This window comes from Acetobacter pasteurianus (assembly GCF_009914215.2).
GTDB lineage: Bacteria > Pseudomonadota > Alphaproteobacteria > Acetobacterales > Acetobacteraceae > Acetobacter > Acetobacter pasteurianus.
In genome coordinates this window covers 975708-997030 of record NZ_CP039846.2, presented here as the reverse complement: position 1 = coordinate 997030, position 21323 = coordinate 975708, and the positions used below count along the sequence as shown (strand labels likewise).

Genomic DNA, 21323 nt, shown 5'->3' with positions numbered 1-21323 from the left:
CATGCAGCCTGTAGGGGTTGAAGAGAGGGCGCTTAGGGGCCAGATTCCCCTTTCAGTAACGCCGGAAGGTATTCCGGTGCATAGATATTTTAAAGGATGACACTTTATGTCTTACGCTCTTCTGGATGCAGCACGTGTTGCCAAAGCCGCTGAAGTTTCTTTGGGTGTGCTGAAAACCAGCGATGAAACCACAGAAGCGCATCAGCGTAAGGTTATTATGATTGAACGGATTGAGGCTCTGGCCAAAGCAGCAGCAGAATCCAAAGCAGGCGTTACGCTGACATCCGAAGAATTCTGGTTGATCAGCCGCAACTGGTAACAGTACGGGAACCGCTCTTATGGCATTTGTTCTTACAAGCCCTGCCTTTGTAAATGGTGATACACTGCCACAGGCACAGGTTTACAATGGTATGGGCCAGCATGGGCAGAATCTCTCCCCCGCGTTGGAATGGAAAGATGCTCCCGCAGGCACCAAAAGCTTTGTGGTAACGGTGTATGACCCGGATGCCCCAACCGGTTCGGGTTGGTGGCATTGGGTGGTGGTGAACATTCCCGCCACTATTACAGCACTGCCAGAAGGTGCCGGTTCGGCCGGGGACAAGCTGCCAAAAGGTGCCATGCAGGTGCGCACAGATTTTGGTGTGCCCGGTTATGGTGGGGCTGCACCTCCGCCGGGGCGCGTGCACCGTTATGTCTTTACGGTTTACGCGTTGGATGTGCCCACGTTGGATGTGCAGGAAGATTCCAGCCCGGCATTGGTGGGTTTCATGGTCAACCACCACAAGTTGGCTTCTGCCAGCCTGACAGCCCTATATGGTAGCGGCTCCCGCGATTGAGCTTTGATTTCCCCTGAACCTTATAAAAAGGTTCAGGGGAATAGCCGTAGCGATGGCTGAAATGGCTTTAACGTGTATAGGCTTTAAGATCGTTTAAAACATCATCTGGTGTCACAAGCCCAGTTTGCCCATGTTGCGGCATAACCAACAGGGGCGGACCATCATTTAAAAACCGGATGGAAAGTTGCGCCCAGCGAGACCTTACAAAGCGACGAAAGACCTGCGCCAATGCGCAGCGGTCCATATCTGTATGATACGGATTGCCGGGTGAGCAGACTGTATTCAGATAATCGCTCATAAAGGCGGCAATAGCGGGCACAAGTTCAGCTTCGCCAAAATAGGCCAAAGCCGTATTCATGCTCCACGGTGTGCCATATTGCTGCTGCCCGTTGTCATCAAACTGGGTCAGATCAAAGCCATATGTTGCATGGGCTTTCATATCCCGCAGCAGGCTTACAAAATTGGCAGGGAAATAACCTGCGCAATCTCCTATCAACACAGGCACCCTAAACTGGGCGGCAATATCGGGCAGGATCAGATAGCGTAATGCGGGTTCCAGCATGGTGGCATCTGATCTGGTTTCTCCGTGTCCAAAACTGAGCCGCAATGTTGTGGCATGGTTTTCCAACCATTCTGAAACAGTGGAGAGAAAGGTAAGCTGATCCACTGTTGGGTTGGCAACACCAAGGCAAAGCTGGATTTTGCCAGCAGAACGATCTTCCCGGCACGCATGAATAAGGGAAAGCACAAGCCCGGGAACCAGATCAAACTGTTGCCCCGTGCAGGCAAAAGCCAAGCAGGTGGAAGGTTGTTCTTCTGGCATGCTGAAGTGCCATTGCCAGTTTGCTACACCCGTTACATCCGGTATGGCGCGGCTGGCCAAGCGCCCACATTCCTGCGTGCTGAGCCATGAAAACACCCCTTGATCATACGGGGCTGGAGCCATATTTTCCTGCACGGCCAGTTTGCGGGCAATGGCATAATGTTCATCCGCTTCGGCCTGTAGGCCAGCTAGCCAGCTTGTATGGCCCAAACCCAGTTCTTCCCACCAGCTCAGGCCATTTAACCGGGCTTCTGCCGTTAACAGGCGCAGGCGGTTTTCTGTATCCAGTTTCTGGAAGGCCTGCTCAAACAGAGAGCTATAGATGCGGCGGATATCCGGACCGTTTTTGGATGCAAGGCGCATAGGCACCAACAGCGTATCAAACGGTGTTTCAAAAGCCGGAAGGCCGACGCTGCTTAAAGCACCAGGTACCAGCAAAAGAGCACTTTCGCCCGCCTTTTGCCGCGCTACCAATGGGGCAAGCAGTGTGCCTATATCCCGATCAGGATAACGGGTGGTAAGGGCCTGCTCCATTAATGTGGCAGCGGTATCGTAATTTTTGGTGCGCAAGGCCAGAACGGCGGCCATCCATTGTAGTTCGGGCCGTGTATCGTGTTGGCGGGCTGTGGTTAAAAAACCATCTGCCAGTTCCCATTGCCCAAAAAGAGCGCACAAGCGTGCCAGTTGCACGCATGTGCCTGTATCACGCGGGATAACACTTAAGCGCAGAATCTGTTCGCGCAGATCATCCAATGTGGCCCACGGCGTTGTGGCAGGGCGCAATGTGTTTGTTTGTAAAAGATGCAGCACATCTTCCATCAGCCCAGACAGAACGCGGGAAGGGCACACAGTAAAGGTGACCTTTTCTGGTGTGGCTTCACTCCACAGCGTTATGGTGTCTTTTGTGCGTTCGGCTTGCAGTTGTTCTGTTGGCCATTTGTGCCCACCAAGTTGCAGATGATGTTCTGCACAGGTGGCACGACCAACAAAGCGCGTGCCCTGATACCATTCCTGTTCTGTAAGATCGCGCAGGATAGGAAGTAGCTCTGGCGGCAGAAGCAGAAACCGCTCCCACGTAGCGCAAAGCGGCACAACATCGAACACATTCTGGTCTCGGCTGGAAAGATAGCCTTTACCTGCCCGGATAGATACAAGCGGGCGGCCTGCAAAGTTTTCGACGGCTTCTGCTTTGGTAAATGCCCCACCGGGGTTTAATACCCCAGATTGCTCATCCAGCGTGGCGGGGGTTGTGCCACGCATAAAGGACTGCGCAAAGGAAACCGGATGCAAGCGTAGCCCCGTATAACCTGCCAGTGCACCATGCCAAGAGAGAAGATAGAACGGCATGGGCTGATCCTATAAAACGATCGGATAGGTGGAAATTATACAGGCAGATTGCACGGCTTGTTATGCCACGGCATCCTGCAGAGCGGGAAGATATTGCTCCAGCTTGATGCGCACCGGCATCAGGTAGGCTTTGCCTTTTTCCTGCGCCAGTTCTTTAAGAACCGTTTGTGCAAACTGGATATTGGCATCCAGCGTAGGAGAAAAATCACGCGGGAAAACAATGTGGTTTGTCGTTTCCCAATAAGAGCGTGATTTGGGGCCAATAACGGGGGAAAGCCCCCAGAATACGCATTCGCCCTGCATCCATTCCCGGCACAGGTCAAACAGCTTCAGGTCAAATACGGGCTGTGTGAAAAAACCAATGGCTCCGGCTTCTTTCTTGCGGGCCACATCTTCCAGTTCTTTCCACGGAGCACGGCGGTAAGGATCAAACGCTGCATAGATTTTGAGATGCGGCGCTTCACGCCGATAGCGGCGGATAATGCTTTCCGTGCTGTTGGGGTATGTACGGTGGCTAAGATCTGCTGGTGGATCACCATGCACTACCAGAATTTCTTCCAACCCCGGTTGGTCTGCCCCGGGCAGAGGGGCATCGGGCGCAATATCTATGGCCCGGATATGCGGAATAACATTTCCAAACTGAGGGCGTACAAGTGCTGCGGCATCCCAACTGCGGAGGGGAAAGCGCATCAGGTCAGGAATATTCAGCGTATCTGCGGCAGGGAATGTGGCTTTAACCGTAGCTACATCTGCGGCCAGAGCCTCAGCAGAACGCGGAATTAGCTCAACCGAAAGGCGAGAAAGGCTCATTCCGCACTCCCCTCAAGCTGCAATTTGGCTGCGGTTAGCGTGTTTTTCAGCAGGCAGGCAATGGTCATTGGGCCAACGCCACCGGGAACCGGCGTAATGCGGCCTGCCACTTTAACAGCTTCATCAAACGCAACGTCACCTACAAGGCGGGTTTTGCCATCATCGGTTTTGATACGGGTGATGCCAACGTCAATCACGGTCGCACCAGGTTTAATCCAGTCCCCGCGCACCAGCTCACGGCAACCGGTGGCCACCACGAGAATATCGGCTTGCCGCGCAAGTGCTGCCGTATCGCGCGTGTGAATATGTGCAATAGAAACCGTGCAACCTTCTGCCAGCAGCAGCAGAGCCATAGGTTTGCCCACAAGGTTGGAAGCCCCGATAACCACGGCGTGCTGGCCTTTCATATCCCCCAACTGGTCACGTAGCAGCAGCAGGCAGCCCAGCGGCGTGCAGGGAATGAGCGAAGGCAGGCCAACAGCCAGACGCCCAGCGTTAATTTCGCCCAGACCATCCACATCTTTTTCAGGCAGAATGGCGTTGGTTACGCGGCGTCCATCCAGCCCGTTGGGCAGGGGAAGCTGCACCAGAATGCCATGAATTTCGGGGTCTTTGTTCAGGCGTTCTATCAGCGCCAGCAGTTCAGCTTCCGATGTGTTTTCGGGCAGCATATGCATGAAGGAGCGCATGCCAGCGTGATGGGTCTGCACAGCCTTGTTGCGCACATACACTTCGCTGGCAGGATCATTCCCAACCAGAATAACGGCCAGACCGGGCGTTACGCCATGTTTCTCGTGAAACGCCAGAACATCCTCACGGATATGCTGGCGCATTTTGGCGGCAAAGCCTTTGCCATCAATCAGAGAAGCCTGATGATCGGAGGGAAGGGAGGATGAAGATGCGTTGGTCATGGAGCTGCCAGTTGATCATGCAGAAGCGTGTGGAGTTTCAAGCTGGGGCATACGCAAAAAAACGCCAAACGACAACGTTTTCACCCGTATATGCCCGGTATGCATAAGAAATTTCAGGTCATGTTTCACCCTGCCGATAGGGCGAAAGCACGTTAAGGGCCTCGGCTTCCGCCAATATAGCGGGGCGTTCTGCCTGAAGGAAAGCCCCAACACCATTGCGGAGTGAAGGGTTTTCCAGCCAATGGGCAGAATGTGTAAGAGCAGGCAAATAGCCGCGCTGGATTTTATGTTCACCCTGCGCTCCGGCTTCTACCCGCTTGAGGCCGTGGGCAATGGCAAAATCTATGGCGCGATAATAGCACAGCTCAAAATGCAAAAACGGCCAGTTGCCAACACACCCCCAGTTGCGGCCATACAATGTATCGCTTCCTAAAAGGTTCAGGGCTGCGGCAACGGGTGCGCCCTCATGCCGTGCTATCATCAGCACAACACGGTCTTGCAAGCGTTCGGAAAGTAATGGGAAGAAATCGGGTGTCAGGTAGGCGTTGCCCCATTTCTTATCAATTGTGTTCTGGTAAAACGTATAAAACGCTTGCCAGTCTTCCGGCGTAATGTCTGATCCGCGCAGGGTATGAAAGCTCAGGCCAGCGGCATTGGCATCACGCCGCTCGCGCCGGATGGCTTTGCGCTTGCGTGATGAAAGTGTTTCCAGAAAATCATCAAAACAGGCGTAATTCTGATTGTGCCAGTGATACTGTAAGCCAAGGCGCGGGAGCCATCCGCGCTCTGCCAACACATGACTTTCCTGCTTGGTGCAGAATGTTACATGGGCGGAGGAAAGCCCTGTATCATGGCAGATCTGGCGGAGGGCATCCGCCATAACTTGTTGGGTTTCTGCCGGGGCATTGGGGTGCGTTAAAAGGCGTGGGCCGGGTGCCGGGGTAAAGGGAACGGCAATTTGCAGTTTGGGGTAATAACGCCCACCAGCGGCTTCAAACGCACGTGCCCAACCTTGGTCGAACACATACTCACCCCATGAATGGCCTTTAATATAGGCAGGGCAAGTGGCGGCCAATTGCCCATCTGGCGCATGCAGGCTGACATACTGTGGCAGCCAGCCTGTTTCTTTGCGTACGGAACCGCTGTCTTCCAATGCAGAAAGAAAAGCATGGCTGACAAATGGGTTGTCCGCCCCAGCACAGGCATCCCACTCCGTTGCCGGAATGGCGTGGATACTGTTGTGCAGAGATACGGACCAGTCAGCCATGTCTGTCTTTCCTGCAAGCTCAGCCGATTTCGAACAGCCCTTCTACTTCAACCGGGGCATCCAGCGGCAGGGAAGGTACGCCAACGGTGGAGCGGGCATGGCGTCCGGCATCACCAAATACGGCAACGGCCAGATCAGATGCACCATTCATGGCAGCCGCGTGCGAGGTGAACTCTGGCGTGCAGGCAATAAAGCCACCCAGACGCACCACGCGTTTCACGCGGGAAAGGTCGCCCACAGCAGCGCGCACCTGTGCAATTACGTTGATCATGCTGTAACGCGCAGCTTCAACCGCTGTTTCAACAGAAACGGCATCACCCAGCTTGCCGGTAGCAAACAGCTTACCATCTTTAAGAGGCAACTGGCCGGAAACCACCAGAAGAGAACCTGTTTGAACGCAGGCTACATAGTTGGCAACAGGTGCGGCAGGTGTAGGAAGTTCGATACCAAGTTCAGCCAGACGGGATTCAGGAGTGCTCATCACGCTGTATTCCTTGTGTTAAAAAGCTGGGCAAGAAGCAGAAACTTGCCTCTTGCCCAGCAGAATGGACCGTATGCCTTTAGCAGACAAGCCGCAGATTACGGCGCTTGCGCCCGGTGGGGGGCGTATCATCTGCTTCTGGCAGATCTAGCGGCAGAAGTGGGTCCGGGTCAGATTGCGCATCCTGATGCGGGCCATCTGGCAGCCGCACGCCCAGATATGTGTCTGATAAGGCGCGGAAGGCATAGTCCAACATGGATGTGGCGTAGGAGGCAACCGGGTCTCCCTCCACCGTGCCAGCCGGGCCAAAACAGGTGTAGGCAAAGTTTTCCACAAAGGCTTCCAGCGGGGCACCGTATTGCAGGCCAATGCTCACGGCTTCACCCAGGCTTTCCATCAGCCCGCGCACCATGCCGCTTTCCCGCGTGGGGGTGAGGGCGAGCTCACCCAGCGTGCCATCTTCATATTCCCCTGTGCGCAGGAACAGGCGGTGGCCGCCAATGGTGGTTTTTTGCGTAAAGCCACCATGCCGTGGGGGCAGAGTGCGGCGTATGCCCCGTTCCAGCTTGTTGCGGATTGGCTGATTCTGCACTTCTGGCCGTGCGGGCATGCGGTCCACAAAACCAGTCAGGGCACGATACATGGCTAAATGTGCGTTGGGGCCGGGTTGAGGTAAAACAGTTTCACCCGCCAGTGCGGCAGCCAAAGCTGTTTCAACCGTAAAGCCACGGGCTTCCAGCCGCAGTAAGGCGCTTCTGGAAAGTTTGCCATCTGGCCGCAACATGGAAAAAGCCGGAGCCAGCCCACAGGCTTCCACACCCAAAAGCCCGTCTATCGGGTTGGAGGAAGAAAAGCCGGTTTCAATCGGGGCCAGAGGCGTTTCTGTTTCCACTGCCGCTTCGTTCCAGACAGCACGCAGGGTTTCTCCCAATCCGGGCAGAACGGTGCGCACCGGTGGCAGCGGGAGAGATTCTGGCCCCCGACCAGCATGGGCAGTGAGTGTGGCCAGCGCAGCTATGGCGCACGCGGCGGCGCGGCCATCTTCGCTATCGTAATCCAGCCCAACGCCCGCAAGGCATGCGTCCAGATTGGTCAGCAGAATATCACCAGCCAAGGGGGTAGGGGCAAGTGTATCTGCTGGTGCGGTGGGGGCTGCTTCTGTTTGTTCTGGTGCAAATAAATCTGGCAGCGGCAGTTCCCCATTGCGCTGGCTGGCCAGTGTGCTGGCAGCATGGCGTAATACGGAACAGATCAGCCGCAGAGCCGCAACAAACGTGCGCGCAGCAAACCCTTCACCGGGGGAAACAAAGGCCGCCAGATTAACAATAAAGCCCGGCGGGCGGTCAAAACGACAATGCCATACGGCTTCCGTTGGGGCGGCTTGCCGCGTAAGCAGCATCCACACCAAAGATCGGGCCGTGGCATCATCTGGTGCCAGCGCATCAATCCAGCGGGAGGCAAGGCTGGGCAGATCCAGCGCTTCATCTCCTGGTACAAGCTGGGCCAATGCCGTTGCGGCATCTGTATCCCATTCTGCGGGCAGCGTAACGGAGCGAAGGGGAGCGTCCGGGTCTGCTGCGGCCTCTAGCGTGCTCATCAGCACGCCATTCCAGTGGCGTCTGGCTGTTGCGTTCATGCGGGCAGTTTATCGTTTCCGCCTATCGCGTCGGAACCCGGAATCGTGCCGCCAAAAGGCAGTTAACACTCTGCATAATGAGGATATGGGGGATAACTTTTTGTGAAGTTGCGTTTCCCGCCCAAATACCGCTTGCTCGAGCGCAGTTGATCGAAAGCGCGTGCATATTTCATGGACCGGGCATGGCGCGGAGTCCTATCATCCACAACATGGCAAACTTTGGAACATGGCTGCATACGCGCCGGAAGGGGCGGCTGGTTGGCAAGGATGCCGATGGCCGCTGCTATTACGAATCAACAGGCCCGGCCCGTCAGGGTGGTGGGGTGGAACGGCCCGAACGCTGGGTGATCTACCTGAAAGGGGAGGACCCTTCTGCCGTGCCGCCTGAATGGTGGGGGTGGCTGCACCACACGCTGGATGCACCTATTCCGGTAGAAGAACGCAAGCCGTGGCAGCTTCCGCATAAGCCAAATATGACAGGCACGGCACAAGCTTACAGGCCAGCGGGAAGCCTGTATTCTACCGGCAAGCATCCTCCCGCAACGGGAGATTACGAAGCATGGACACCTGATGCGTGATCTGCTGCGCATTTCCTGCTAAACCGAACAGGCAATACAGGGAGTGCGATGCGGCTTATGGCTTCAGCAATGGCAGAAAAATCTCGGCGTAGTCTTACAGAACTGCTTACAGGCACTTTTGTGTTGGTGGCTATCGGCGGCATGCTGGTGGCTGCCGTGGTGGGCGAAGGCCGCAAGACAGACACAACCGGTTACCAGCTTAATGCTGATTTCACGCACATAGATGGGCTGGATATTGGCTCTGACGTGCGGCTGGCTGGGGTAACAGTCGGGCAGGTGGTGCGTGAAACGGTAGACCCACACACCTTTAAGGCGCATGTCACTTTCACTGTGCGACCCGATATTCATCTTTCAGATGATACGGCAGCCATTATCACCAGTGATAGCCTGCTGGGCGGCAAGTATATTGCCCTCTCCCCCGGAGGGGATGACAAAACCCTCAAACCCGGTGAGACAGTTGGGCAGACACAGGGCTCCATCAGTCTGGAGCAGTTGCTCAGCAAATTCATTTTCTCGGTTACGGATACCCTCACACGTGCCAACAAGGCAGCACCTGCAAATGGTGGTGGCACGGGCGGGAATGATCTGCCCTGAAACAGACATAAAAATCCGTTAATTCAAGATTGAAGCCGGGAAACAACAGCATGGAAAAGCCACGCGTCTGGCCGCAGGATGATGGAGACCCCATAACCTGCCATGAAAAACTGCGTGTTTTGGAAGAAAACTGGCAGGAAGTGCAGGATATTATGCGCGATGCATTTGAGGATGCCATGCTGATGGGGGTGAGTGAACAGTTTATGCGGGCGCGTTTGAAAGATATGGTTGATAGCCTTGCCTCTCCTAAAAACGGAGGGCAGGTGGCATGAAGCGCGCAACTTCTAAAGCTGTAGCCTGCGGGGCCATTCTGGCCGCAATGCCTTTGCTGGCACATGCTGCGGGTACCGCTTTGGCACCTCCGGCAGTGTATGCGCCAGATACGTGGCAAGGTAAAAATACGGCTGTAGTGCGTGTGCTGGACAAGCTGGATGCCCATGTAGAGGTTCTTTCTGTGCCAGTCGGCACAACCGCACATTATAAAAGTTTGGACATTACGCCATCACGTTGTTTGCAACGTCCGCCAACACTTTCTCCCGATGCTGCTGCATGGCTGGCTTTGCAGGATAAACACCCCAACGGAGCCATCTTTCAGGGCTGGATGCTAGCGGCAGAACCTACATTGGGCGTATTTGAAAGCCCGGTTTACGACGTGCGTATGGTGCGGTGTGAGGGCGAGGACACACAGCCTATGTTGCCCCCATTGCCTAAACCGGTTGCACCTGCTGCGCCGCCGACATCTGGTTCGGATACAACTCCGGCCCCTGCGGGGGATAATTCATCTTCCAACCATGCAGGCAATCCCGATATTCCCGATGCCATACCAGACAAGCAAGAAACCGGTGGCGTTTATTAGCGTTGGGTAAGGAACCGTTTCAGTTTTGTGCCGGTTCCGCGCGGCAGGTCTGTAAGATCGGTGGTTGTCGAAGCAGGGGGTGTTCGGCAACGTGTTAAAATATCGTGGTCTGGCTGCAAGTGCCTAGCAGTCTTGTCATCAGGGCCAGCCATCACAACAAGAATTGAGGTGCAAACGTGCTAGGTTCTCTCGGTGCGCAGGATTTCCGTTTTCATCTACCCCCGTTGAATGAAACTGCCTTTCTGCTCGATTTTGACGGTACTCTGGTTGATATTGCTCCCACACCAGAATCTGTTGTGGTGCCAAATGGGCTTCTTGATAGCCTGCGCCGCCTGCGTGAAGCATGTGGGGATGCTTTGGCCGTTGTTTCTGGCCGCCCGATTGATCAGATCGATCATTTTCTGGGTGATGTGCCTTTTGCCGTTGCGGGTGAGCACGGCGTGGCTATCCGGCATCGCCCCGGTGGCCCTATTGAACGCGCAGCATTGCCTACCCTCCCGCCTGAATGGTTGGCTCAAGCGCGGGATCTGCTGGCAACACTGCCGGGCACACGCTTAGAGCATAAAGAAGGCGGTTTTGTTCTGCATTATCGTGCCGCACCAGAAGCTGCGGAAACGTTGCGTCAGGCAGCGGATGAATGGGTTAAGCAATCTCAAGGCGCATTCTTGCTTTTGCCAGCCAAAATGGCGTGGGAAATTCGCCCGGCCGGAATTGATAAAGGCTATGCGGTCTCCCTGTTAATGGAAAGTCCTCCCTTTACGGGCAGAAAGCCTGTGTTTGTAGGGGATGACGTAACGGATGAAGATGCCATAGCTGCCGTACGCAGAATGGGTGGCGTGGGGTTACGTATTCCAACTGATTTTCCAACCCCTTCCATTTTTCGGGCTTGGTTGGCCTCTCTTACAGGCGGGAGCCGGTAAGGGATGGGGCGTCTTGTTATTGTTTCCAATCGCGTTCCGGCTGTGCGCGATCGTGCTCAACCTGCTGGAGGGTTGGCTGTTGCTCTGCGTGATGCCGTGCAAGGGCAGGAATGCCTGTGGTTTGGATGGTCTGGGCAACAAATTCCAGATGATGAAGGGGAAGATCGGCGCGTTAGCATAGACACGGTGGATAATGTAACCTACGCCACCGTGGATCTAACCAAATCCGAGTATAATGGATTTTACGAAGGATATTCCAACGGAATCCTCTGGCCTCTCTGCCATTATCGCGCCGGGTTAATGAATTATAGTCGGCAGGATAGGCACATATACCATGCCGTAAACACCATGTTTGCGCAGAAACTTGCCCCCTTATTGAAATCTGATGATTTGATATGGGTGCATGATTACCATCTATTCCCACTTGGGCTTGCGCTGCGTGAGTTGGGCATAAAATGCCGTATCGGCTTTTTCCTGCACATTCCGTTCCCACCATGGAGCTTGATGCGGGCCTTGCCGGGGGCAGAAAAACTCATGCGGTCTTTGCGTGCCTATGATGTGATGGGTGTGCAGACAGAAGACGATGCACGAAATGTCAACGAAGGTTTCTCCGTTGTAGGTGTGCCTGCGCAGGCACGTGTGTTCCCTATTGGAATAGATCCCGAAAGTTTTCAGCAGCAGGCTTCTTCTGGTTTAGATAACCCGGAGGTGCAGAAACTTGAAAAAAGCCTGCGGGGCTTGCCGTTGATTATCGGCGTAGACCGTATGGATTATTCCAAGGGACTGCCGGAGCGTTTTCGGGCTTACGAAGTGTTCTTGCGTAAATATCCGGAATATCGCGGTAAGGTTATTTATCTGCAAATTACCCCGGTTTCTCGCGGCAGTGTGCCAGAATACAAGGTGCTGCGCGAAGAACTGGATGGCGTGGTTGGCCATATTAACGGCACGTACGGAGATTTTGACTGGGTTCCTATCCGTTACCTTACGCACCCTGTCCCGCGTGAACTGCTGGCTCCGTTTTTCCGCCTTTCTCGCGCAGCGTTGGTAACACCCTTGCGGGATGGGATGAATCTGGTTGCTAAGGAATACGTGGCAGCCCAGGATAAAGAAGACCCTGGCGTGCTTATTCTTTCCCGTTTTGCTGGTGCTGCGCCAGAAATGGAAGATGCGCTTTTGGTAAACCCGCATGATGCAGATGAAGTGGCGGATGCCTTGCATAAATCACTCAGCATGTCTCTTTCAGAAAGACAGGTAAGGTGGAAGCGGCTGCAGCCAGATGTCTGGCGCGTTACGGCTGGCAGTTGGGCGCGTTCCTTTATTACGGCATTGGCAGAGGTACGGTCTGAATGAAGGGGAGCCACCCATCTCGGCCGTTGGCGCTATTTTTGGCAGGTGCAGCGTTATTGGCGCTGGGCGTGGTGTGGTACACCCAGCATGTTTTGCAAATTATGCCGTGCGAATTGTGCCTGTGGGAGCGGTGGCCGTGGCGCTTGCTGTTGGGTACAGCCATTGTGGCTGCTGTGCTGCCAGATAAGGTGGCACGCCAGCTTTTGTGGTTAACGGTGCCTTTTATGGTGGCAGATATTGGGCTTGCCATCTGCCATGTAGGGGTGGAGTGGCAATGGTGGCCAAGCCCGCTGCCAGCGTGCCATGCGCCCCATATATCCGGGCATACCATGGCAGAACGTCTGGCCTCCATGCCGCTGTTGCCTTCCAAACCCTGTGATGCTGGTACGTATCTGGTGCCGGGGGTTCCGCTTTCCATGGCGGCAATGGGCGGCCTGTATGCGGCTGCTGTGTTGTGGGTGTTTATGGTTTGGCGTAAAAAACTGGAACGTGTGACGCGCCGTATTTTCCATTAAATATTACAGTTTGAGTGTTAGGTTTTTATTGTTGAAGGCGTAGTCACTTCGTTGCCGTATTGTAGCGGTTGAAGCACTGCGTATAAATCTTATACTGTGTGCCTGAATGAAATGTCAGGATATCTTTATGTCTTTAAGCGGTCATATTAAAAAAATCGATTGGAGCGTATTTGACGCAACATGGTACGCAGAAAAATATGGGGATGTTCTGAATTTTCTGGGTATTGCGGGCACAGAAGCATTAGAAGAATTTTATAGGGAAAAGGGGCCAGCGCTCCGTCATTCACCCAACCCGTATTTTGATGAAGATTGGTATCTGCAGCGTTATCCTGCGGTTGCCAATGCTGTGGAAAAAGGCGAATGGAAATCCGGGTTTGACCATTATTGCCAAACGGGATTTTCTTCTCATAATCCGCATTGGCTTTTTGATCGTGAATTTTATTTCAAGCAGCATCCCAATCTTCAACCTAATGTATTGGAAGAAGCAGGATTCCGGAATTTCTATGATCATTACCTCAATGTAGGTGATGAGCAGTTTTTAACGGGATCATGGTTTTTTAACCCCACAGCGTATCTTAAAAGTGGCCATGCACGGATTGAAGGTTTGGGCGCATTTGCGCAATGCGTAAGTAACGTGCAGTCTGAGCAGGGATATGGTCAGCGCCTGTCTTGGTATTTTGATCCTGAATGGTACCTCCAAACCTATCCGCATGTCAGGAAGGAACTGGATTCAGGGCGCTGGCTCTCGGCTTTGCACCATTATCTGTGTAATGCCACACCAACAGATTACAACCCGAACGCGTATTTCTCGGAAGAGTTTTACGGCAGCGTGAATCATGACGTAAGCGGTGCGGTTGAAAGCGGAAACTTCCGTAATTTTTATGAACATTTTCTGCGCTATGGTGTGCATGAACTGCGCAAACCGAGTGCCAATGTTGATCTTGAATCCTATTATCGTAATGCAGTTGTGCAAAAGGAAGTCAGCCGTGGTGATTTCCCGGATGCATTCGCGCATTATCTTGCGCATGGCGGCAGGTTAGAAGATGATGTGGAAGGGCTTAAGGAAAGTGAAGCTCTTTCCAAAAAACTCTACCATGAAATGTGTCAGATCCGGTTGCCGGTTCTTTTGAACCAGACACTGGATTTTACATATGATGTGCCAGATTTAAGCGTTATTATTGTAGCACATAATCTGTTTGCGATGACCATGAGCGCATTGGCATCGTTACGTGCCAATTATAATGGCCAAATGCAGGTTATTGTGGTGGATTCCGGCTCTACCGATAGTGTGCGCCATATTGAACGTTATGTGCGCGGGTTGGATGTTGTGCGTTTTCCCGGCAATGTTGGGTTCCTGCTGGGTTGTAATGCTGCATTGGAAAAAGTGCGTGGGCCGTTCACGCTTTATCTGAACAATGATACAGAACTGATGCCCGAAGCTGTTGGCAATGCTTTGGCACGGTTACGGCATGAAATAAAAACAGGAGCCGTAGGTGGCAAGCTTGTGCGCACCAATGGCCTCTTGCAAGAAGCGGGTAGCATTGTCTGGCGTGATGGATCGGTATGCGGTTATCTGCGCGATCAGCGCCCGGATGTGCCAGAAGCCAATTTTGTAAGATCTGTAGATTATTGTGCCGGTGCATTCCTGATGGTGCGCACATCTTTGCTCCGCAAGTTGGGCGGATTTGATACAGATTATGCCCCAGCGTATTTTGAAGAAACAGATCTGTGCGTGCGTATTCATGAAGCCGGGTTTGATGTGGTGTATGATCCCTCGGTGGTGGTCGTGCATTATGAGTATGGAACATCCAGCTTCATGAGTGGTGGCTCCATGATAGCGCGCAATCAGGATGTGTTCCGCCGCAAGCACACGGCATATTTGCGCCAGAAAAGCCTGAACAACCCAAGAATGCTGACAAAGGCGCGTTTTAGTAAGCAGGATCAGAAACGCATTTTATTTATTGAAGACAGATTGCCTTATCGGTTTTTGGGGTCTGGCTTTACACGTTCGAACGATATCGTGCGCAGCATGATTGCGGCCGGATGCCAGGTAACGGTGTACCCGGTATTCAGGCCAACAGAATCTCAGGAAGATATCTGCATGGCTTTTCCCGATCGGGCAGAAGTGATTTGGGATCGGGAACTGCCAGAACTGGAAGATTTTATTAAGTCCCGCGCTGGGTATTATGATGCTATCTGGATTGCACGTACGCATAATGCAGACCGTCTAGCCCCGGTGCTGATGGATTGTGCAGATGCCCTAACAGGCACAATGGTGATTATAGATACCGAAGCTGTATCAGCACCGCGTGAGCACCGTAAAATGGAATTGCGTGGGCAGACGCCAGAAAAAACGGTGGATGATCTTCTGAAGCATGAATTCAGACATCTGTTTATGGCTGAAAAAATCATTGCAGTGAACAGCAAGGATTCCAAAGTTCTTAATGCGCATGGTTTTTCGAATGTTCATGTTCTTGGCCATTTGCAAAATGTCTCAACGCGGTCTCCCGGGTGGGAAGATCGTCGGAATATTCTCTTTTTAGGGGCCATGCATGATCAGGATTCTCCTAATGTGGATTCCCTTGCATGGTTTAGTGGAGAAGTGCTGCCATTACTGGATGGCCGTTTGCCAGAAGACGTTAAATTTACAGTATGTGGTTATGTAAACCCGCGTGTTGATCTGACACCCCTCATTAATAACCCACGTATTGTGGTAACGGGGCGGGTAGAGGATGTAACGCCTGTTTATAACAGCCACCGGGTATTTGTGGCACCAACCCGGTATGCGGGGGGGATACCCTACAAACTGCACGAAGCCGCAGCACATGGCATTCCTATTGTAGCAACGGATATCTTGTGCGAGCAGGTTGGATGGGTGCCGGGTGAAGATATGCTGTGCGCCAGTGTCTCAGACGCACAAGGTTTTGCAGATGCCATTGTCCGTTTGTATGAGGACAAGGAACTGTGGGAAAAAGTGCATGTGCGTGAACTCAAGCGGATTTCTACAGAAAACACGCAAGAGAATTATGTGAAGACAATAAAGGAAATTTTAGAAATTTCCTAAAATACTATCTGCACGTCAGATAAGGTGAGTGGGATCTTCCATTTTCAGAATCTGACGTGCCAAACTATGCAGCCGAGCGCTGGCACGCGCCCCCAATGTGCTGATTTCCTGGTAGGAAAACCAGCGTGCCTCCAAGGCATCATCACCAGCCTGTACCGGGTTCTGGGTGTGTTCGTGCTCTTCACATCTTACAGCAAGGATAATGTAATGGAACGTCAGCTTTCCATTGGTGTCATGATGTAAGCTGTCAAAAGCATCTATTACAGAAGTTGCTTTTGCAGGTAAGGATGTTTCTTCTAACAGTTCACGTTCTGCAGCATGAAAAATTGTTTCTCCCGGTTCAATCCGTCCTCCCGGAAAACCCCATAGCCCGGCATCTGGCGCATTGGCACGGCGGACAAGCAAAAAATTATTTTGCCTGCGTACAATAGCAAGAACACCGGAGCGGGGGAGGCAGGAATGGCATGATGTTTTCATGATCGGGAAGTGTAGAAGGTCATGAATACTGGTCAACCCTTATCTGCGTAAAAGGGATTTGGTTGTTTTTTCCCTTTGCCCCAATGCAGAAAATGCGTGTTAAATAAAGCCATAACCGTGTGGATGTTGCGCACGGAAAATACAAACCAGCTATCAAGGAGCGCATCTTATGTCGGCAGATACAATTGCCATTCCGGGTATAGCCAAACCTGCTTCCCGCATTGCGCTAGGCACGTGGGCCATTGGTGGTTCCATGTGGGGCGGCGCAGATGATGCAAACGCCAGCAAGACGATAGATGAAGCTCTGGAGCTTGGTATCAACATGATTGATACAGCACCAGTCTATGGATTTGGGCATTCTGAAGAAGTTATTGGCAAGGCGTTGGAAGGCCGGCGTGGCCGCGTTATTCTGGCTACCAAGGTTGGGCTGAACTGGCAGGATGGCAAGGTTTTTAGAGATAGTCGGCCAGCACGGATTGAAGAAGAAGTTGAAAAGTCTTTAAGCCGTCTGCGCACAGATTATATTGATCTGTATCAGGTGCATTGGCCCGATACGCGTACGCCGTTTGAAGAAACAGCCCGTGCTCTGGAAAATCTGGTAAAAAGCGGCAAGGTTAAAGCCTTGGGGTTGAGCAACTTCTCACCCGCACAGATGGATGAATTCCGCAAGTTTGCCCCTGTTTCTGCCGTGCAGCCGCCATACAACCTGTTTGAGCGTGAAATTGAGCGCGATGTGCTGCCGTATGCAGAAAAGAACAATCTGGTTGTGCTGGCTTATGGCCCGCTGTGCCGTGGCCTGCTTTCTGGCCGTATGACGGCAGACCGGAAGTTTGAAGGGGATGATCTGCGCAAAACAGACCCCAAATTTCAGCAACCGCGTTTTGGCCAGTATTTGCAGGCGGTGGAAGATCTTAAAGCCATTGCCAACAAGTATGGCAAAAGCATGTTGGCGCTGGCTATTCGCTGGGTGCTGGACCGTGGCCCGACAATTGCGTTGTGGGGTGCGCGTAAGCCAGAACAGATTGCAGGCGTGGATGATGCTTTTGGCTGGAAGCTGGATGCAGAAGACATGAAAGCTATTGATGCCATCTTGGCCAAGGATATCAAGGATCCGGTGGGACCCGAGTTTATGGCACCGCCATTGCGGGCCTAATCCCCTAACAGGCGCAGGGCTGGCTTTTCCAGCCCTGTTCTTGCCGCAAGGCTGGCGGTGGCCCATACGCATTGACTCAGATGCGGCTTTTTTCGCACTCTGTTACGTTATGAAAGAGCCGCATCCCCCTTATCAGGCTGAACCTGAGCAGGCGGCAGTCTGTATGTTTCCGCTCCAACAGTTGTTGGGGCGTGCAGAGGCTGCGGAATATTTGGGTATTCCGGCCCGAAGGCTCAGATTTCTCGAAATATTTGGGGGTGGGCCTAAAAAGGTTTCCCATCGGGGTGGAGCTATCCAGTTTCGTAAAGAAGATCTGGATCAGTACAGTGCCCAGCAGTTTAGCCGTGCTGGGTTAGGGGTAGATGCGCTCTCCCGCTATCGCAGCATGCGGGCGTTGGCTGATTATAAAGGGCTTGATCCGTTTATGGATATGGCCAGCCGGGATGAGCTTTCTCAGGCATGCACCTATATTGGCGGGCGTGTCGGCATCGGGCTAGGGTTGGTGGTGATTGTGCTTTCCCATACCCCGCTGTCCCGCATCCTGTTTCATGTGGTGCGTTAGGGCTGTTTTGTCGCGGTCTGTACGCTTTCATATCTTGCGCAAGGGGCTGTGGCAGCCCATGTTTGGGCAATGGCTTCCAAAACTTCTTCTTCTGCGGCACGTGGCAAAAAGCGCCCTTCATTAAGCGAGCGTGCAGCCAGTCTCCCCCCAGTTCTGTTCGAGCCGGAAAAGCAGGCTCCGCGTCCACGCCTCAAGCGTATGGAAGTGGTGTCCGAATACGAACCAGCAGGTGATCAGCCGCAAGCTATCAGTGAACTGGTGGCAGGCGTGGAAGCTGGAGAACGCGATCAGGTTCTGCTGGGGGTTACGGGTTCTGGTAAAACCTTTTCCATGGCCAAGATTATTGAGGCCACGCAAAAGCCAACACTTATTTTGGCACCCAACAAAACATTGGCAGCCCAGCTTTATGGGGAAATGAAGCAGTTTTTTCCCAATAATGCTGTGGAATACTTTGTCAGTTATTACGATTACTATCAGCCAGAAGCCTATGTGCCACGTTCTGATACGTATATTGAAAAAGACAGCCAGATAAACGAACAGATCGACCGTATGCGCCATGCCGCCACACAGGCCCTGCTGGAGCGGAACGATGTGATTATCGTGGCTTCTGTGTCCTGCATTTACGGTATCGGGTCTGTAGAAACCTATTCCCGTATGGTGGTGAAGCTGGAACTGGGCGGAGAGATTGACCGGGATAAGCTGATAAAAAGCCTTGTTGAACTCCAGTACCGTCGGAACGATGCTGCGTTTGCGCGTGGCACCTTCCGTGTCCGGGGTGAAACAATAGATATTTTTCCTGTGCAGAATGAGGACAGAGCCTGGCGTGTTTCCCTGTTCGGGGATGAGGTTGACGGGCTTATAGAGTTTGACCCGCTAACGGGTGAAAAAACGGCTGATCTGCAAGAAATTACTGTTTACGCAAACAGCCATTACGTGACCCCACGCCCTACGTTGAATCAGGCCATCAAAGGCATCAAGCAGGAGCTGCGCGAGCAGCTTGATGTGTTTACAAAGGCTGGCAAGCTGCTGGAAGCAGAACGGCTGGACCAACGTACCACCTTTGATCTGGAAATGCTGGAAACAACAGGTGTGTGTAAGGGGATCGAAAACTATTCCCGCTATCTTTCCGGCCGCAAACCGGGTGACCCACCACCAACCCTGTTTGAATACCTGCCAGAAGATGCGCTATTGATTGTAGATGAAAGCCACGTAACCGTGCCGCAGATTGGTGGTATGGAACGAGGAGACCACGCGCGCAAATCTGTGTTGGCGGAGTTTGGCTTTCGGCTTCCTTCCTGTCTGGATAACCGGCCTTTAAATTTTGCGGAGTGGGATAAATTTCGCCCTCAAAGCCTTTTTGTAAGTGCTACGCCTGGCCCGTGGGAAATGGAACGCACAGGCGGTGTGTTTGCTGAACAGGTTATTCGCCCAACCGGGTTGGTGGACCCGATCACCATTATTCGGCCTGTTGAGCATCAGGTAGATGACCTGCTGGCAGAATGCCGCACCACCATTGGCAAGGGTGGGCGTGTGTTGGTGACAACGCTGACCAAACGCATGGCGGAAGATTTAACTGATTACATGAACGAAGCCGGTATTCGGGTAAGATATCTGCATTCCGATGTAGATACACTGGAACGCATAGAAATTATCCGAGACCTGCGCATGGGCGCGTTTGATGTGCTCATTGGCATTAACCTGTTACGAGAAGGTTTGGATATTCCAGAATGTTCGCTGGTAGCTATTCTGGATGCAGATAAGGAAGGCTTCCTGCGTTCGCGCACATCTCTTATCCAGACCATTGGCCGTGCGGCCCGAAATGTAGAGGGTCGGGTTCTGCTTTATGCAGATAAAATGACGGATTCTCTGACATACGCCGTAGAGGAAACAGCTCGCAGGCGTGAAAAACAGATAGCGTGGAACACAGAGCACGGTATTACGCCGCAAAGCGTGCGCAAGAATATCAGCGATATTGTATCTTCTGTGTTCGAGCAGGATTACGTTACCATCGCGCCGGATGAAGATACCGGTGTTGCTGAGTTTGTGGGGCAGGATCTGGGGGCAGCCATTGCCGGGTTGGAAAAGCGCATGCGTTCTGCCGCAGCGGAACTGGAGTTTGAAACGGCTGCCCGTCTGCGGGATGAAATTCAGAGGCTGGAAGCCTTGCAGCTTGGGTTGGAACCGCCACCGGTAGCGGCTTCAACCGCAGGAAAGGCGCAAACAAGTGGGCGTAAACCCAAAAAGGATAAGGTGCCACGGCCATTAGGCCCAGGTGGTGGCGGATATGACCCGGCTGCCAGACGGAAAAAGAGGTAATCTGAAGGCAATACGGTAGGTATCGGCCAAAAATACAGCGAAAAAGCAGAGAAACACGGTGTGCGTTCTGGCAGGCCTTGTTTCTGCCGCTTATCCCTTCTACCGTCCGCAGAGCAAACCCTCATTTGTGCGGACATTACGGCATGACAACGTCAGATACTTTTATCCAGCCGGATTATACAGCACTGGAGCAGGCTTCTGTTGCGCCTGATCCTTTCCCGCATGTGGTGGTGCCGCATTTTATCCGTTCAGAAGATCTGGGGCGTTTGTTTGCGCATCGGCCGCATATTGTGTCTGGGGGGTCTTTCCCGCCAGAGTCCTTGCAGCTTTCTCCCCTTATGGAACATCTGGTGGAAGAACTGGAAGGGCCACGGCTAAAGGCGATTGTAGCGGAAAAATTTCATCTCAATCTTGAACACGCGCCGTCCATGCTCACCATTCGTGGGCGCACGCGTGAAAAAGATGGGCGTATCCATACAGATTCATTAGCCAAACGCGTAACCATTTTGCTGTACCTCAATCCATCAGGGGTGGGTGAAGCATGGGAGCGGCAGGAAGGGTGTTTGCGCCTTTTGCGCGGCCCGCATGATATTGAGGATTACGCCAAGGAAGTGCCGCCTGTAGATGGCACTTTGCTGATTTTCCCCAACGGCCCAACCACATGGCATGGGCATAAGCAGTTTGTGGGGCAGCGCTACACCATCCAGTTAAATTACATGACAGAAGATGCACGTGCCCGGTCTGAACTTCGGCGGCATAAACTTTCTGCCTTGGTTAAAAAGTTGCCTTTGCCTGCTTTGGGGCAGTAACTTCCCTTTTTTGATCTGTTT

At 53.0% G+C, this 21323-nt stretch carries 21 protein-coding genes; 14 read left to right on the top strand and 7 right to left on the bottom strand.

What is annotated here, in order from left to right; all coding sequences use genetic code 11:
* Window positions 1-106: 106 nt before the first annotated feature.
* Window positions 107-319 carry a hypothetical protein gene (locus FCN51_RS18105; protein WP_003624836.1) on the top strand — a complete coding sequence of 71 codons (213 nt, stop codon included), beginning with the start codon at window positions 107-109 and terminating at the stop codon, window positions 317-319.
* A gap of 19 nt (window positions 320-338) precedes the next feature.
* Complete coding sequence (locus FCN51_RS18100) at window positions 339-836, top strand: kinase inhibitor (RefSeq protein WP_003624834.1); 498 nt, start codon at window positions 339-341, stop codon at window positions 834-836.
* Between the two features lie 67 nt (window positions 837-903).
* Here the strand turns inward: FCN51_RS18100 and FCN51_RS18095 are convergent, their stop codons facing one another.
* From FCN51_RS18095 to FCN51_RS18070, 6 genes are all read right to left on the bottom strand, one after another.
* A complete protein-coding gene (locus tag FCN51_RS18095; RefSeq protein WP_160256526.1) occupies window positions 904-3006 on the bottom strand; it encodes a hypothetical protein in 2103 nt (700 codons plus the stop codon).
* A 60-nt stretch (window positions 3007-3066) separates the two neighbouring features.
* A complete protein-coding gene (locus FCN51_RS18090; RefSeq protein ID WP_160256525.1) occupies window positions 3067-3816 on the bottom strand; it encodes a methylenetetrahydrofolate reductase in 750 nt (249 codons plus the stop codon).
* Window positions 3813-4727, bottom strand: coding sequence for a bifunctional methylenetetrahydrofolate dehydrogenase/methenyltetrahydrofolate cyclohydrolase FolD (folD, locus tag FCN51_RS18085; RefSeq protein ID WP_003624830.1), 915 nt, complete (start codon window positions 4725-4727; stop codon window positions 3813-3815). The genes FCN51_RS18090 and folD overlap by 4 nt, the downstream gene beginning before the upstream one ends.
* Window positions 4728-4845: 118 nt before the next feature.
* Window positions 4846-5994 (bottom strand): GNAT family N-acetyltransferase, encoded by a 1149-nt coding sequence (locus FCN51_RS18080; protein ID WP_160256524.1) that lies wholly within the window; start codon window positions 5992-5994, stop codon window positions 4846-4848.
* A gap of 19 nt (window positions 5995-6013) precedes the next feature.
* The gene (locus tag FCN51_RS18075; protein WP_003624824.1) at window positions 6014-6478 is read right to left on the bottom strand and encodes a RidA family protein; all 465 of its coding nucleotides are present in this window, start codon (window positions 6476-6478) and stop codon (window positions 6014-6016) included.
* A 76-nt stretch (window positions 6479-6554) separates the two neighbouring features.
* Window positions 6555-8111 (bottom strand): TSCPD domain-containing protein, encoded by a 1557-nt coding sequence (locus FCN51_RS18070; RefSeq protein WP_003629215.1) that lies wholly within the window; start codon window positions 8109-8111, stop codon window positions 6555-6557.
* Between the two features lie 209 nt (window positions 8112-8320).
* Here FCN51_RS18070 and FCN51_RS18065 point away from each other — a divergent pair, with 209 nt between their 5' ends.
* From FCN51_RS18065 to FCN51_RS18030, 8 genes are all read left to right on the top strand, one after another.
* On the top strand, window positions 8321-8689 hold the full coding sequence (locus FCN51_RS18065; RefSeq protein WP_160257158.1) for an NADH:ubiquinone oxidoreductase subunit NDUFA12: 369 nt from the start codon (window positions 8321-8323) through the stop codon (window positions 8687-8689).
* 48 nt (window positions 8690-8737) lie between these two features.
* Entirely contained in the window at window positions 8738-9283 is a 546-nt protein-coding gene (gene mlaD / locus FCN51_RS18060; protein WP_003624817.1) for an outer membrane lipid asymmetry maintenance protein MlaD, read from the top strand.
* 50 nt (window positions 9284-9333) lie between these two features.
* Window positions 9334-9555, top strand: a complete 222-nt coding sequence (locus tag FCN51_RS18055; protein WP_012812370.1) for a hypothetical protein — start codon at window positions 9334-9336, stop codon at window positions 9553-9555.
* The gene (locus FCN51_RS18050) at window positions 9552-10139 is read left to right on the top strand and encodes a DUF2155 domain-containing protein (protein WP_160256523.1); all 588 of its coding nucleotides are present in this window, start codon (window positions 9552-9554) and stop codon (window positions 10137-10139) included. Before FCN51_RS18055 ends, FCN51_RS18050 begins: the two co-directional genes overlap by 4 nt.
* Before the next feature lie 176 nt (window positions 10140-10315).
* Complete coding sequence (otsB, locus tag FCN51_RS18045; protein ID WP_003624809.1) at window positions 10316-11059, top strand: trehalose-phosphatase; 744 nt, start codon at window positions 10316-10318, stop codon at window positions 11057-11059.
* 3 nt (window positions 11060-11062) lie between these two features.
* Complete coding sequence (locus tag FCN51_RS18040) at window positions 11063-12409, top strand: alpha,alpha-trehalose-phosphate synthase (UDP-forming) (RefSeq protein ID WP_160256522.1); 1347 nt, start codon at window positions 11063-11065, stop codon at window positions 12407-12409.
* A complete protein-coding gene (locus FCN51_RS18035) occupies window positions 12406-12921 on the top strand; it encodes a disulfide bond formation protein B (protein WP_012812372.1) in 516 nt (171 codons plus the stop codon). Before FCN51_RS18040 ends, FCN51_RS18035 begins: the two co-directional genes overlap by 4 nt.
* A gap of 106 nt (window positions 12922-13027) precedes the next feature.
* On the top strand, window positions 13028-15985 hold the full coding sequence (locus tag FCN51_RS18030) for a glycosyltransferase (protein ID WP_160256521.1): 2958 nt from the start codon (window positions 13028-13030) through the stop codon (window positions 15983-15985).
* A gap of 15 nt (window positions 15986-16000) precedes the next feature.
* Here FCN51_RS18030 and FCN51_RS18025 read toward each other — a convergent pair whose 3' ends face one another.
* Window positions 16001-16498 carry an NUDIX hydrolase gene (locus FCN51_RS18025; RefSeq protein WP_201762607.1) on the bottom strand — a complete coding sequence of 166 codons (498 nt, stop codon included), beginning with the start codon at window positions 16496-16498 and terminating at the stop codon, window positions 16001-16003.
* A gap of 133 nt (window positions 16499-16631) precedes the next feature.
* Between FCN51_RS18025 and FCN51_RS18020 the strand changes: the two genes are divergently transcribed.
* From FCN51_RS18020 to FCN51_RS18005, 4 genes are all read left to right on the top strand, one after another.
* Window positions 16632-17615, top strand: coding sequence for an aldo/keto reductase (locus FCN51_RS18020; RefSeq protein WP_003624799.1), 984 nt, complete (start codon window positions 16632-16634; stop codon window positions 17613-17615).
* Between the two features lie 109 nt (window positions 17616-17724).
* On the top strand, window positions 17725-18177 hold the full coding sequence (locus FCN51_RS18015) for a hypothetical protein (RefSeq protein WP_160256519.1): 453 nt from the start codon (window positions 17725-17727) through the stop codon (window positions 18175-18177).
* Between the two features lie 69 nt (window positions 18178-18246).
* Window positions 18247-20493 (top strand): excinuclease ABC subunit UvrB, encoded by a 2247-nt coding sequence (gene uvrB, locus FCN51_RS18010; RefSeq protein ID WP_035362361.1) that lies wholly within the window; start codon window positions 18247-18249, stop codon window positions 20491-20493.
* Window positions 20494-20636: 143 nt separating this feature from the next.
* Window positions 20637-21302: a 2OG-Fe(II) oxygenase family protein gene (locus FCN51_RS18005; protein ID WP_012812377.1), complete on the top strand. Its 666-nt coding sequence runs from the start codon at window positions 20637-20639 to the stop codon at window positions 21300-21302.
* The last annotated feature ends 21 nt before the right edge of the window (window positions 21303-21323 follow it).

What these genes read in the sequence shown, in the direction of transcription:
- FCN51_RS18105 (WP_003624836.1), top strand. Translation starts at nt 107, where the DNA reads ATGTCTTACGCTCTTCTGGATGCAGCACGTGTTGCCAAAGCCGCTGAA.
- FCN51_RS18100 (WP_003624834.1), top strand. Translation starts at nt 339, where the DNA reads ATGGCATTTGTTCTTACAAGCCCTGCCTTTGTAAATGGTGATACACTG.
- FCN51_RS18095 (WP_160256526.1), bottom strand. Translation starts at nt 3,006, where the DNA reads ATGCCGTTCTATCTTCTCTCTTGGCATGGTGCACTGGCAGGTTATACG.
- FCN51_RS18090 (WP_160256525.1), bottom strand. Translation starts at nt 3,816, where the DNA reads ATGAGCCTTTCTCGCCTTTCGGTTGAGCTAATTCCGCGTTCTGCTGAG.
- folD (WP_003624830.1), bottom strand. Translation starts at nt 4,727, where the DNA reads ATGACCAACGCATCTTCATCCTCCCTTCCCTCCGATCATCAGGCTTCT.
- FCN51_RS18080 (WP_160256524.1), bottom strand. Translation starts at nt 5,994, where the DNA reads ATGGCTGACTGGTCCGTATCTCTGCACAACAGTATCCACGCCATTCCG.
- FCN51_RS18070 (WP_003629215.1), bottom strand. Translation starts at nt 8,111, where the DNA reads ATGAACGCAACAGCCAGACGCCACTGGAATGGCGTGCTGATGAGCACG.
- FCN51_RS18065 (WP_160257158.1), top strand. Translation starts at nt 8,321, where the DNA reads ATGGCAAACTTTGGAACATGGCTGCATACGCGCCGGAAGGGGCGGCTG.
- mlaD (WP_003624817.1), top strand. Translation starts at nt 8,738, where the DNA reads ATGCGGCTTATGGCTTCAGCAATGGCAGAAAAATCTCGGCGTAGTCTT.
- FCN51_RS18055 (WP_012812370.1), top strand. Translation starts at nt 9,334, where the DNA reads ATGGAAAAGCCACGCGTCTGGCCGCAGGATGATGGAGACCCCATAACC.
- FCN51_RS18050 (WP_160256523.1), top strand. Translation starts at nt 9,552, where the DNA reads ATGAAGCGCGCAACTTCTAAAGCTGTAGCCTGCGGGGCCATTCTGGCC.
- FCN51_RS18040 (WP_160256522.1), top strand. Translation starts at nt 11,063, where the DNA reads ATGGGGCGTCTTGTTATTGTTTCCAATCGCGTTCCGGCTGTGCGCGAT.
- FCN51_RS18035 (WP_012812372.1), top strand. Translation starts at nt 12,406, where the DNA reads ATGAAGGGGAGCCACCCATCTCGGCCGTTGGCGCTATTTTTGGCAGGT.
- FCN51_RS18030 (WP_160256521.1), top strand. Translation starts at nt 13,028, where the DNA reads ATGAAATGTCAGGATATCTTTATGTCTTTAAGCGGTCATATTAAAAAA.
- FCN51_RS18020 (WP_003624799.1), top strand. Translation starts at nt 16,632, where the DNA reads ATGTCGGCAGATACAATTGCCATTCCGGGTATAGCCAAACCTGCTTCC.
- FCN51_RS18015 (WP_160256519.1), top strand. Translation starts at nt 17,725, where the DNA reads ATGAAAGAGCCGCATCCCCCTTATCAGGCTGAACCTGAGCAGGCGGCA.
- uvrB (WP_035362361.1), top strand. Translation starts at nt 18,247, where the DNA reads ATGGCTTCCAAAACTTCTTCTTCTGCGGCACGTGGCAAAAAGCGCCCT.
- FCN51_RS18005 (WP_012812377.1), top strand. Translation starts at nt 20,637, where the DNA reads ATGACAACGTCAGATACTTTTATCCAGCCGGATTATACAGCACTGGAG.